Origin of the sequence: Bacteroides sp. AF39-11AC (genome assembly GCF_003474285.1) — a bacterium.
In the GTDB taxonomy this organism is placed as follows: domain Bacteria; phylum Bacteroidota; class Bacteroidia; order Bacteroidales; family Bacteroidaceae; genus Bacteroides.
This window is the reverse complement of record NZ_QROH01000006.1, coordinates 348,555-360,647: the sequence shown is the minus strand read 5'-3', so window position 1 is coordinate 360,647 and position 12,093 is coordinate 348,555. Positions and strand designations below refer to the sequence as shown.

Here is a 12,093-nt window from a genome sequence, read left to right as displayed (position 1 = left end):
AATTCTAAAAAGAAAACTTATGGATAAAAAGATTTCAATCTCTCAACTAAAAGAGGTTGCCCAAGAAGCCTATGAACAGGTGAAGGGTAACACCGGGGGAAAAAATGCCGATTACATCCCCTACCTTGCCAACATCGACAAGAATCTGTTCGGCATCAGCATCTGTCTGATGAACGGACAAACCATTAATATAGGTGACACTGACTACCGTTTTGGTATAGAATCTGTTTCCAAAGTACATACAGCCATCCTTATCCTCCGTCAATACGGAGCACAGAAGGTGCTGGATATGATTGGTGCAGATGCTACAGGATTACCTTTCAATTCCATCATCGCCATCTTGCTGGAGAATGACCACCCCTCTACCCCATTGGTAAATGCGGGTGCCATCTCAGCATGTTCTATGGTTGAACCTGTGGGCGATTCGGATAAAAAATGGGAAGCTATTGTTCAGAATATTACTGATTTGTGCGGTTCAGCTCCACAATTGATTGATGAGCTGTATAAATCGGAAACGGCTACGAACTTCAACAACCGCTCTATTGCATGGTTACTGAAGAACTACAACCGTATCTACGATAATCCGGATATGGCACTCGACCTGTACACCCGTCAATGCTCATTGGGTATCACTGCCGGGCAACTGGCGGTTGCTGCCGGAACCATCGCCAACAGCGGTGTAAACCCTGTCACCAAGAAAGAAGTGTTTGAAGCTTCATTAGCTCCGAAGATTACTTCCATGATTTCTACCGTAGGTTTCTACGAACATTCAGGTGACTGGATGTACACTGCTGGTATACCTGCCAAGAGCGGTGTGGGTGGCGGAGTTATGTCTGTACTGCCCGGTGTATTCGGCGCAGCTGCATTTGCACCTCCTTTGGACGAAGCAGGGAATTCTGTTAAATCACAACTCGCCATCAAGTATATCATGAACAAATTGGGTTTGGGCGTGTTCAATGGTGACCGTGTGACTATTGTAGAATAAGACAATCTCTCTTTTTCATAAATAAAAGGCGTCGTCAGTCCGGAGAGGATAGGCGGCGCCTGTACTTTTAAAAGTTACAAAAATGAAGCGCACAACTTACGTACCTCATTCCAGCGTTCTTGTGTGCGCTGATCGGCACGCGCCATCTGCATATTGTAACGGGTCTGCATATTGAGCAACATCTCAGGGTCAAGTCCCAAAGCCGCTTCAAATAGCAAAGCAAGTTCCGTATTAACCGAACGCTTGCCGTTCAGTACCTCATTCAGTTGTGAATACGAAATTCCCATTTGGCGAGCCAAGGCACGCTGCGAAATTTTCCGATATTCAATTTCGTCTTTTAATATCTCACCAGGATGCGTGGGGCAAAACGGGGTGAGTTTATTTGCAAGCATAGTCATACCTTACTTATTTATAATGATTGGACAATTCTATAACATTACATACACTTATGATAGTTTCAGCATCTGCTACAACTCTGACTGTAAATTCTATGCGATATTTTGAAGTAACCCGTATGGAAGAAAGGCCTTCCTTATCTCCTATTAAGGTTTCATAATTCAAGGAGTTGTGTTTATACAAAGACTCAACACTATTCGATGCAATCAGCGTATCAATACATCTTTTATACCTCTTTATCACATCTGGTTGAAAGCGATGTTTCTTATCACTACATTTACCGGAGACATAAAGTTCTTTAAGATATTCTTTATCAAATGTAACTAACATAAGCGGTCGTTTGTTCGTTACAAAGATAGAGAATTTAATTCAGATGTTCACTAAATAGTGAACAATCTTTCAGGCTTCTTTTCATTATTCCTCATCCTAACCACATAATCCGGATAATATTACTTTATATCCCCTCCCTGCAACTGCTTATAATATTCTTCTTTCTCCTGATTCCTCTTCTGCACCAGACTCGTCACATATACTGTAAATATCGGGAACATCATCATCCCCAATGCCGCCAACAAAACCGACAACACACGCCCCGTCACTGTCACAGCAATAATATTGGACCCAACCGTCGTTACATCCATAAACGCCCACCATAAAGCATCCCCATAGCCTGTAACTAATGTATTTACCCCATGCTCCATAACATAAAAAGCCAGACTGGAGAAATAAACCGTAGCAAGCAAAGTCGTCAGGTAAGTAACAAACAGACCGGATGCCTTATTATACGTCAACCAGCCTACCACAATGGCCAACGCATAGCCACCGCGCACTAAAGGAATAAAACGCAATAAATAAGTGATTTCCTCGGAAAACGTCCATCCGGCCCAGGAAATAATGCTCTGGTAAGGGATGGCTACCAGAAGAAAAACGAAGTGAGTAGCAAAATAACGTCCTTTATGCTTTGCTAAAAACCACTCCAAAATAAAGTCCAGCAAAAACAGGATGCACACGGCAAACTGAACCTTCATAAATACTGTCTGGGTATAGAAAGGAATACCCTTGAATGTATCTACTGAAATACTAACCACTAAAAACAACGAAAGTAACAGAATCACAATGTGTAAGACACCATAAATTCCCTTCTCTCGTAATGCAAATTCTGAAAGAGCCATTTTCATAATAATACCTATTATTTATTCTGATTTAATATATTACTGATTTCTGCCTGATTGCCCTAAAACGTCTTGCACAAGGCATTTGTTTAAGTGTTAATTTACCAACTTTCACTTTATCCCTGAAAACAACTCTACCGGGTCGTTGTTATAGAGACTGATTTTAAAACATATTTTTCACCTAAAACCTTAACTTATGGCAAATATTAAACAAACAGTGAAGCTGGGTGTGTTCACCCTCGCAATCATGAATGTAACGGCAGTAGTATCCCTACGTGGACTACCTGCCGAGGCCGTGTACGGAATGAGTTCGGCCTTTTACTATTTATTTGCAGCTATCGTATTCCTTATACCGACGTCACTTGTCGCTGCGGAATTGGCTGCGATGTTCCAGGACAAACAAGGTGGTGTGTTCCGCTGGGTAGGAGAAGCCTACGGTAAGCGGCTCGGTTTCCTTGCCATCTGGGTGCAATGGATTGAGAGTACCATCTGGTACCCTACCGTATTGACATTCGGTGCTGTATCCATCGCCTTCATCGGAATGAACGACGCACATGATATGTCGTTGGCAAGCAACAAGTATTACACACTCGCCGTAGTGCTCATCATCTACTGGCTCGCCACTTTCATCTCATTGAAAGGTATGGGATGGGTAGGTAAGGTAGCCAAAGTCGGCGGTATGGTTGGTACCATTATCCCGGCAGCCTTGCTGATTATCCTGGGTATCATCTATCTGGCTACAGGGGGACACTCCAATCTGGACTTCCACAGCAGCTTCTTCCCCGATCTGACGAACTTCGACAACGTCGTACTCGCCGCAAGTATCTTTCTCTTTTATGCCGGTATGGAAATGGGCGGTATCCACGTTAAGGATATAGAAAACCCCTCCAAGAATTATCCGAAAGCAGTATTTATCGGTGCAGCTATCACAGTTATCATTTTCGTACTGGGTACTTTCGCACTGGGTGTTATCATTCCGGCCAAAGACATCAGTCTGACACAAAGCTTGCTGGTTGGTTTCGACAATTACTTCAAGTACATCCATGCTTCCTGGTTATCACCGATCATCGCTATTGCACTGGCATTCGGTGTGCTGGCAGGTGTATTGACTTGGGTTGCCGGTCCGTCCAAAGGTATTTTTGCCGTAGGTAAGGCAGGTTACATGCCCCCGTTCTTCCAGAAGACAAACAAACTGGGTGTACAGAAGAACATCCTGTTCGTACAAGGTGGTGCTGTAACAGTATTGAGCCTTTTGTTCGTAGTAATGCCTTCCGTACAGAGTTTCTATCAGATCTTGTCACAGTTGACAGTAGTTCTTTACCTTATCATGTATATGCTGATGTTTACAGGAGCTATCGTATTGCGTTACAAGATGAAGAAGTTGAACCGTCCGTTCCGTATCGGTAAGGGTGGTAATGGATTGATGTGGTTCATCGGCGGACTCGGTTTCTGTGGTTCTCTGTTGGCATTCATTCTGAGCTTTATCCCGCCCAGTCAGATTTCAACAGGTAGCAATACAGTTTGGTTCTCTGTATTGATTATCGGTGCCATTGTTGTAGTGGCAGCTCCGTTCATCATTTACGCTTGCAAGAAACCGACTTGGGTTGATCCGAATACTAACTTCGAGCCTTTCCATTGGGAAGAACAGCCAAAAGTTGCAGCAAACGCAGCAACAGCCACTGCAACAGCAGCAGGCACAACAAGCACAGCTACGGCAACACCAACTGCAAATCCTACCGTAAATACAACTAGTACAACAAATAATTCCGGTACACCTAAATCATAGGGCCGCAATCGGAAAACATAAAAATGGGACTGTACAGATTGACGTACAGCCCCATTTTTTATTTTGGACGGGGAATGGATACGCGGACGAGGCGGAATAGGCGGACGCGTATCTATTAATTTATCGCTATACCGACCTCTCCTATACAACAAAATTCGTCCCATGAGATGAATCTTTTCGCCTCACGAGATACTTCTTTTTATCTCGTAGAACAGATTTTTTCATCTCATGGGACGAATTTCGTCGTCTCATGAAGCTAAATTCTTATTCCTTTAGCGCATCCCACGCTCTTTTATATCCTTCCGTCAGTTCCTGCATCACTTCAGCAACCGTCTCTATCTGCTTACCGTAAAGTAGTGCAGAGGCCTGACCAATCTCTAGTTCTCCTTCTTCCAGGTCTCCATAGAAAATCCCTTTCTTGGCACGTCCATGAGCCAGAAGAATACGAAGTTCATCTTGTGTAGCCCCCACTGCTTCGGCCGCCTCTACAGCATCACGGAAATTATTCCGCACTAAACGCACCGGAGCAAGCTTCTTCAACAACAAGCGGGTATCCCCTTCCTGTAAACGCAGACAATATTCCTTAAAGTATTCATGAGCAGAACTTTCCTGAGTCAATGCAAAGCGTGTACCTATTTGTACTCCTTCTGCTCCCAGCACACGGGCAGCAAGCATAGCCTCACCTGTAGCAATTCCTCCGGCAGCAATCAATGGTAAAGTAGTAGCGGCACGTACGGCAGGTATCAGGCACAAAGTGGTAGTCTCTTCCCTTCCGTTATGCCCGCCGGCTTCGAAGCCTTCGGCAACAACAGCATCCACACCCGCCTCTTCGGCTTTCATCGCAAAGCGGGAAGAACTGACCACATGCACCACTGTCACTCCTCGCTCTTTCAGCCATCCCGTCCATTTGGCAGGGCTTCCGGCGGAGGTGAAAACTATGTTGACTCCCTCTTCTACCACTATCTGCATGATTTCTTCAATCTGCGGATACATCAATGGAATATTGACTCCAAAAGGATTATGCGTAGCAGCATGGCACTTACGGATATGCTCACGTAACGTTTCAGGATGCATGGAACCTGCACCAAGCAAGCCCAATCCACCCACATTACTTACTGCCGACGCCAAGCGCCAGCCACTGCACCAAACCATACCACCTTGTATTATTGGATATCGGATTCCGAAAAGGGAAGTAATTCTGTTCATAGTTTTTCCGTTTAGGGATTATTAAGGAGAAACAAGAAAAAAGGATGAAAGGTTCGGAAGAAAAGACGAATTGTAATAAAAAACACACCCGGAAATACAAATTTACAACATACATATCACCGGATGTTCAAATTATACAAATCCCTAATTCTTAATCGTCTTGACAGCTTCTTTACCCCGCACCGTTACCGAGTCCCCATATGCACGTAACACTTCCAGCGTACGGGCACGGCGCTTACGCCCCTTGACGTTCCAGAATTCTTTTGTAAAAGGCGTCATAAAATCACCGACGAATCCCAAACCGCCACTGGCGCCCTGCCAGCTACCTACAGCCATATTATTAGCCCGTTCTGTCATTCGGTAGCGCATTCCGGTTGCCTCTATTTCATCCATACTTTTCCGGAGACCTTTATCTAAAGGAGTTTTTGCCCAATCGGAATAAATGCGAAGTCTTTTAAGTTCATAGAGAGGATCCCCTCGCCACGTGTCCTTATCTATTTTAATTTTCTTCTGATACACCGGATCCCAGTTATACTTCGTATTTGCTGTATATGGACGCAAAGTAAGAACAACTTTCTTCTTCGGTGTATTTGGTATTTCGGGAAGTGTTGTGTTGAAATCCAGCCATTGTTTCTCCATTGATATCTGCTGTTTGCCCAGAGGTTCCTGTACTCCCATCTCTTTCAGAACTTCCGGATTCAGCTTAATCTCTCCTTCTCCATCCAGTAGACGGCGCAATCGCAGAGAGTCCTGAGGTGTCCAGTTCTGAGCGCAAACGGGAAGGACTACTACTAAAAGCAGTCCGATTATAGTGCAATATTTTCTCATTTAATTTATTTTCTTACCACCACATATATCCGCTTCCACAAAGCGGTTCATCATAACAAGGGTCTATGGTCCACATCGTACGGGGGTATTTGCGGTTTTCCCACCAGCGGCGATAACGGGCGGAAGCATCCAGAACTTCATCATCCGATAAGAAGTAAATGCCTTCGTAATTCTCTGCATCCACATGTACCATTTTGCACCCCATCGAAGCATTCTGCCCCAGACGGATTGTTTCTACTGTCCACAAAATGCACTCACCTAAACGAAGCTTGCCACCTGCGGAATAAGAAACCGGAGCCAACGGGAAAGAAGGGATTACCGTTAAATCTTCGGCATACTTCAACAAGTCCCCTATGTCATCAACAGTAAACCGAGGAATAGTGTTCAGCCCTTCCGGACTTTCGACAGAATATTTTCCGGCCTTCAGTTGCTTGACGAATAAATCCACGTCAGGATTATTGTAGTCCAACGTCTCTTCCGTACATGACACAAAAGAAAGAGAAAAGAAGAATATCAAAATGGCCATTACGGCACGTATATTAGAAATTGCTTTCATTGTTGCATTGTATTAAGGTTAATATGTCATACGAACACCGCAAAGTAGATTAAGGTTCGTTGGACGTTCCGTTCGCAGCGTTTTTGTTTGCGAATCCGTATCAAAATGATGAGATACCGTAGGCTCTGCAAACAGAGCAATCCGGTCGTTCAACTTATAACGGACTCCCAGACCTGCCGCAACGGAAAGTTGTATGGGCTCTGCTCCAAAACCATTGTCCCCGGCTCCGGCTATGCATTTCTCCGCAGCACCACCCAATGTAGCGTAAAAGTCTACTTTAGAATTACTTACCAGCACCGCATTCAGTTTTACCGGAACAGCCAGTGTGTGTATCGCATGGTCTCCGTCAAGACGGTTGTATTGCAAACCTGCCTCCAGAGAAAAATGTTTGTTCAAACGACGTTCAGCAGAAACTCCTGCGGTGAACGGCATCCCGAAATCTCCCTTTGGCAACGCTGTACCTATACCTGCTTTGAAAGCCCATTTTTTAGCGGAACCACCCGCATTGGTAATGGGGAGCGTCTTATCGGAATCTGAACCAAACTCTGTATTTGTAGCTGCGGGATCAGTAGCCGTGGCACGATGATTATTTTCATTCCTTGATGAAGCTGTTTGACCATACATTCCGTTACCTTGGTGGTGATTGCCATATACGCGTTGGGAAATTGTAATGGAGACAGTGACTGATACAGTCTCTTCATCATCACCATTCGCAGCAAGTATGCCTCCGGATGATACTGGTACAGGATTCTTATGACCAGGATTTTGCGCTGCAGGTTTAGTCTCATGAATAGAGGGGAATTTTTCCTGCACCACATCTCCATTCAAGTTACCTTCCGGCGTCAGCGTAGCCACCTTGGTGAATGCTTCCTGAATCTCATCTTTCGGAGAGAAGTACCAGAATGCAGCGGAAGCAGCTCCAAGCACTAATACTACAGAAGCAGCCGCAGCCACCCGGTAGAAGCGTGGAGTAAGGACAGAACGTTTCTGTTTCTGTCCAGACAAGTTCCCCGCCTGTCCGAAAGCAACAGCTGCAGAAGTATTAGTTGCATCGGTTTCAACTCTTGACAGGTCGCCTTTCAGCTCCTCCCAAAAGCCATCCCGCACCGTCATCTCTGCACCAGAGAGGCGACTGCGGAACAAACCGGTTATTTCATCATTTCCTTTCATACTCTGTATATTCTTTAATTCTTTTTGCTAACAAATTCTTGGCGCGATGCAGTTGCGAGGTGGATGAATGTACCTTAATCCCAAGCATTTCCGCTATCTCCTTGTGTGATTTCTCTTCAAACACATACAAGTTGAAAACGGTTCGGCATCCATCGGGTAATTCTGCCACAAATGCCATCAACTGCTGTTCGGAGAGGCGGCTACCGCTATCGGCTATACTTGCTTCGTCGGGTATGTCGGGCAATTGTTCTTCGTTCACCACCAGTTGGGTGATACGCTTCTGCTTTCGCAGATAATCTATTGCTTGTGTCACCATTACTCTTGTTACCCACGTTGCCAGCGCACATTCGCCCCGGAAAGTGAAATGGGTAAAGATCTTGATGAACCCATCGTGCAGTACGTCATGCGCGGCATCTTCGTCGCCCGTATAGCGGTAGCATACCGCAAGCATCTGCCTGGAATAAAGGGTATACAGCTCCTTACGCGCGGAATTCTTTCCTGCCCGGCAGCCCTCTATCAGTTCTATTTCATTTTCCAATGTCAGTGCTCTTTTTTACGGACGCCTCTTCGCGTCGTTTGTTAGTTAGACGCAGCTTTCCGTAGAATGCTGCAATGTAATATCTAAAAAGAAGTTAAAGATACGGAGATTATTTATACTTTGCCTTCAAGGTTTGGATTTGCCTGTCGAGCAATTCATCCAATTTATCAAAGTCGTCCCAATTCAAAAAGCCGGGAACCATTATGACAAAATTGTTAAAGTTGTTATGTCCCAAAAGAAATAAGACTTCATCCCGATAATTCCTGTCGCTTCTCAAAACATCTTCTGTCTTCTGAGACATAGCAGTACCCATAATTACATTAGTCTTCGCTGCATAGTAATCACTGACATCTTTCCTTCTTCTTTCCAATTCAAAATAAGCTTGTAACACATCTTGCAGCAGACGTTTGTCAGGAATGTATTGCATCAGCGAGGAACCTTTCAATACATCCAATGCATCCGTTCTATAAAAGAACTCGGCTATATTGTTGAAGAGTTTATCATACTTCCATAAAGTATCCATAGGTATTTCAGATATATCCATTTTACGCTCAAGCAACAAAGAACTCATGTGTATATCTATATTCAGCAAACGCCTTATATCATGCAATTCTTCTCTATTGTGTTCCAATTCTTCCGCTACCAACTGCATCACTGCCCGTACTTCCTTCTGGCGAGTATGCTCGGTAAGTTTATCGCTTCCCCAAAAAGTTACAATGATACCTGCCGCCACGATGCTGAACTGACGGAAATAATCTCCCAGCCTCCAGTCTTTAATCGCAGACTTTATTTTATCTATTTTTCCCATAAGTATTTATCTTGAACCATATTTCTGTTCAATGGCCTGAATCATTTCATCAATCTTTTGCTCCACACCTTTTTCATATCTGGAATGGAAATACTCCATAGGTGTTCTCATGAAATTGCGTACCGTTTTATCCGAAAGATATATCTCCCACATTTCATAACCGCCCTCCAACAACGAGTTAAACTGCTCGTCGGTAAGTGACAGATGGAAAGGGTTAACAGTCTGCTCCTTCATGTCATAATATTGGGTTATGAGGGTTCTAAAACTTTCCAACGTCTCATACGCTTCAATTAACGACAACAGAAATTCCTTATCTGATATCTTCTGCATCAACATCGAATTTTTAAGCAAATCCATCGCATTCCGGCGACAAGAGAAAACACGGAAATGCCCCAAAACAAACCCAAATTGCCTTAACGAGTCTTCGGGTATCATCCGGAACTTCATATCATGTTCCATAAGGAGAGTAGAAATACGTTTATCCTTATTAAATTCCGACATAACATCTTCAAACTGATCCCGATTGCTTTTCAGTTCATCCCTAATCAGCAGCATAGTAGATTTAATATCTTTCTGCTCAGAACAACGGGTAACCAGTTCACTGCCAACAAAGGTTATCAGCACACCAATCACCACAATAGAAGTTTGCCGTATATACTCGCCAGGCTTCCAATTTCTGATAGTCGTTTTTACCTTCTTCCAATCTATCTTTCCCATACTTCTTAAATGTACCAGAAGTAAAAAGCCTCCCATAAAGATTGAAACTTATGAGAGGCTTCCTGCTATTTTCTAAATACGGCCTTCCGCCCTTGTCAACATGCCTTAAAACTCATATCCAGTCCTTTTACAGAATGTGTCAGAGCACCTACAGAGATAAAGTCTACACCACATTCGGCATAGTCACGCAGTGTATCGAAAGTGATACCACCCGAAGACTCGGTTTCATAACGACCACCCACCATATCCACAGCCTTCTTTGTCATTTCAGGTGTGAAGTTATCAAACATGATACGGTCTATGCCACCAAGATCAAGCACTTGTTGCAATTCATCGAAGTTACGTACTTCAATCTCTATCTTGAGGTCTTTACCTTTTTCCTTGCAATATTCTTTAGCACGATTGATAGCCTTGTCGATGCCTCCGGCAAAATCCACATGATTGTCTTTCAGCAAAATCATGTCGAACAGTCCGATACGATGATTTACACCACCGCCAATCTTTACAGCCATCTTCTCAAGGATACGCATACCGGGAGTAGTCTTACGGGTATCGAGCACACGCGTATTCGTACCTTTTAGTTTCTCAGCATATTTATGCGTCATGGTAGCAATGCCACTCATGCGTTGCATAATGTTCAGCATCAGACGTTCTGTCTGCAACAGAGACTGCACCTTGCCTTCCACTACCATTGCTATATCGCCCGGCTTCACCTCAGCTCCATCATTGATGAAGACTTCTACCTTCATAGTAGGGTCGAAACGACGGAACACTTCTTTGGCAACTTCGATACCAGCCAGAATGCCCGGCTCTTTAATCAAAAGTTTGGATTTACCCATCGCCGTAGCGGGAATACACGAAAGGGTGGTATGATCTCCGTCACCTATATCTTCTGCAAAGGCGAGATCTATCAGCCTGTCAATCAGTTCTTCTTCCTTATTCATTCGTTTTATCTATTCTTATTTGATGTATAACATATTTGTTCTGTACTTTTCTGAAGAAACAATTCACTCGAAAGTTTCCATTTGCGGTTCCCAAAGTACCGATGATGAAACTTGATTCATCTCGTTTTCCTTCGTGGTTCACATTGAAGCTGCTGACTTTGTTCTCGGCAAAAAAATTAGCCATAGTTCCTTCTGCCGTTTGCCTGTCTGCATTGATCGTGCGATTATGGATAATCAGATCCACCTTATCACCCAGATACCTGTTTAGTTCCTGAGAGTTTCCCTTCTTGAAGGCCACAACCACCCCCACAGGCACGTCCTGAGCAAAGATCGAGGACACCCATAAGAAGAGGCAGGTCAACAATAAAACTGCTCGTTTTTTCATAATCACAAGTATTAATGATACGCAAAGGTAAGCATTTATTGTAAAATACAATAAAAAAGCGCTAATTTTGTGCACAAATCAGAATGTAAGCAGCATGAAAACAACATTACTCGTCGTAGGAAGAACTGTAGAACAGCACTTTATAACTGCCATTAATGACTATGTACAGCGTACCAAACGCTACTTATCCTTCGAAATGGAAGTTATCCCGGAATTGAAGAATACGAAAAATCTTTCAATGGAAGTGCAGAAAGAAAAAGAAGGGGAATTGATATGCAAGGCATTCCAGCCGGGCGACGTGATTGTATTGCTGGACGAAGGGGGAAAAGAAATGCGCTCCATAGAGTTCGCAGACTATATGAAGCACAAGATGAACACCGTAAATAAACGGCTTGTATTTGTTATCGGTGGACCGTATGGTTTCTCACCCAAAGTATATCAGGCGGCACATGAGAAAATGTCCCTTTCTAAAATGACTTTCTCGCATCAGATGGTGCGGTTGATTTTTGTAGAGCAGTTATATCGAGCCATGACTATACTTAATGGTGGCCCTTATCATCACGAATAACTAACCCCAATTCTCCTCCTCCCGGGAAGAGTAC

General features: G+C 43.9%; 15 protein-coding genes. 3 read left to right on the top strand and 12 right to left on the bottom strand.

Annotated features, from left to right (window positions below):
- The first annotated feature begins 19 nt into the window (after nucleotides 1–19).
- A complete protein-coding gene (glsA, locus tag DW036_RS15285; protein ID WP_118465141.1) occupies nucleotides 20–985 on the top strand; it encodes a glutaminase A in 966 nt (321 codons plus the stop codon).
- A 74-nt stretch (nucleotides 986–1,059) separates the two neighbouring features.
- On the opposite strand, the gene DW036_RS15280 is transcribed toward glsA, so the two are convergent.
- From DW036_RS15280 to DW036_RS15270, 3 genes are all read right to left on the bottom strand, one after another.
- Nucleotides 1,060–1,383 carry a HigA family addiction module antitoxin gene (locus DW036_RS15280; protein WP_118465140.1) on the bottom strand — a complete coding sequence of 108 codons (324 nt, stop codon included), beginning with the start codon at nucleotides 1,381–1,383 and terminating at the stop codon, nucleotides 1,060–1,062.
- A gap of 7 nt (nucleotides 1,384–1,390) precedes the next feature.
- On the bottom strand, nucleotides 1,391–1,711 hold the full coding sequence (locus DW036_RS15275) for a type II toxin-antitoxin system RelE/ParE family toxin (RefSeq protein ID WP_118223154.1): 321 nt from the start codon (nucleotides 1,709–1,711) through the stop codon (nucleotides 1,391–1,393).
- A gap of 119 nt (nucleotides 1,712–1,830) precedes the next feature.
- The gene (locus tag DW036_RS15270; protein WP_022392002.1) at nucleotides 1,831–2,559 is read right to left on the bottom strand and encodes a potassium channel family protein; all 729 of its coding nucleotides are present in this window, start codon (nucleotides 2,557–2,559) and stop codon (nucleotides 1,831–1,833) included.
- Between the two features lie 190 nt (nucleotides 2,560–2,749).
- Here DW036_RS15270 and gadC point away from each other — a divergent pair, with 190 nt between their 5' ends.
- The gene (gadC, locus tag DW036_RS15265; RefSeq protein ID WP_118465139.1) at nucleotides 2,750–4,339 is read left to right on the top strand and encodes a putative glutamine/gamma-aminobutyrate antiporter GadC; all 1,590 of its coding nucleotides are present in this window, start codon (nucleotides 2,750–2,752) and stop codon (nucleotides 4,337–4,339) included.
- Nucleotides 4,340–4,603: 264 nt separating this feature from the next.
- Here gadC and DW036_RS15260 read toward each other — a convergent pair whose 3' ends face one another.
- The 9 genes from DW036_RS15260 to DW036_RS15220 form a co-directional block, all read right to left on the bottom strand.
- Nucleotides 4,604–5,545: a nitronate monooxygenase family protein gene (locus DW036_RS15260; protein WP_118465138.1), complete on the bottom strand. Its 942-nt coding sequence runs from the start codon at nucleotides 5,543–5,545 to the stop codon at nucleotides 4,604–4,606.
- 144 nt (nucleotides 5,546–5,689) lie between these two features.
- On the bottom strand, nucleotides 5,690–6,373 hold the full coding sequence (locus DW036_RS15255) for a DUF4858 domain-containing protein (RefSeq protein ID WP_118465137.1): 684 nt from the start codon (nucleotides 6,371–6,373) through the stop codon (nucleotides 5,690–5,692).
- Between the two features lie 13 nt (nucleotides 6,374–6,386).
- On the bottom strand, nucleotides 6,387–6,929 hold the full coding sequence (locus DW036_RS15250) for a DUF4943 family protein (protein WP_007209683.1): 543 nt from the start codon (nucleotides 6,927–6,929) through the stop codon (nucleotides 6,387–6,389).
- A gap of 18 nt (nucleotides 6,930–6,947) precedes the next feature.
- On the bottom strand, nucleotides 6,948–8,099 hold the full coding sequence (locus tag DW036_RS15245) for an outer membrane beta-barrel protein (RefSeq protein WP_118465136.1): 1,152 nt from the start codon (nucleotides 8,097–8,099) through the stop codon (nucleotides 6,948–6,950).
- On the bottom strand, nucleotides 8,086–8,637 hold the full coding sequence (locus tag DW036_RS15240) for an RNA polymerase sigma factor (protein WP_118465135.1): 552 nt from the start codon (nucleotides 8,635–8,637) through the stop codon (nucleotides 8,086–8,088). The genes DW036_RS15245 and DW036_RS15240 overlap by 14 nt, the downstream gene beginning before the upstream one ends.
- Nucleotides 8,638–8,746: 109 nt before the next feature.
- Nucleotides 8,747–9,445 (bottom strand): hypothetical protein, encoded by a 699-nt coding sequence (locus DW036_RS15235; RefSeq protein WP_118465134.1) that lies wholly within the window; start codon nucleotides 9,443–9,445, stop codon nucleotides 8,747–8,749.
- 6 nt (nucleotides 9,446–9,451) lie between these two features.
- On the bottom strand, nucleotides 9,452–10,162 hold the full coding sequence (locus DW036_RS15230) for a hypothetical protein (protein ID WP_118465240.1): 711 nt from the start codon (nucleotides 10,160–10,162) through the stop codon (nucleotides 9,452–9,454).
- Between the two features lie 95 nt (nucleotides 10,163–10,257).
- On the bottom strand, nucleotides 10,258–11,106 hold the full coding sequence (nadC, locus tag DW036_RS15225; RefSeq protein WP_007209688.1) for a carboxylating nicotinate-nucleotide diphosphorylase: 849 nt from the start codon (nucleotides 11,104–11,106) through the stop codon (nucleotides 10,258–10,260).
- Nucleotides 11,099–11,491 carry a DUF4783 domain-containing protein gene (locus DW036_RS15220; protein ID WP_118465133.1) on the bottom strand — a complete coding sequence of 131 codons (393 nt, stop codon included), beginning with the start codon at nucleotides 11,489–11,491 and terminating at the stop codon, nucleotides 11,099–11,101. Before DW036_RS15220 ends, nadC begins: the two co-directional genes overlap by 8 nt.
- 94 nt (nucleotides 11,492–11,585) lie before the next feature.
- Between DW036_RS15220 and rlmH the strand changes: the two genes are divergently transcribed.
- On the top strand, nucleotides 11,586–12,059 hold the full coding sequence (rlmH, locus tag DW036_RS15215; RefSeq protein ID WP_118465239.1) for a 23S rRNA (pseudouridine(1915)-N(3))-methyltransferase RlmH: 474 nt from the start codon (nucleotides 11,586–11,588) through the stop codon (nucleotides 12,057–12,059).
- Nucleotides 12,060–12,093 lie beyond the last annotated feature (34 nt).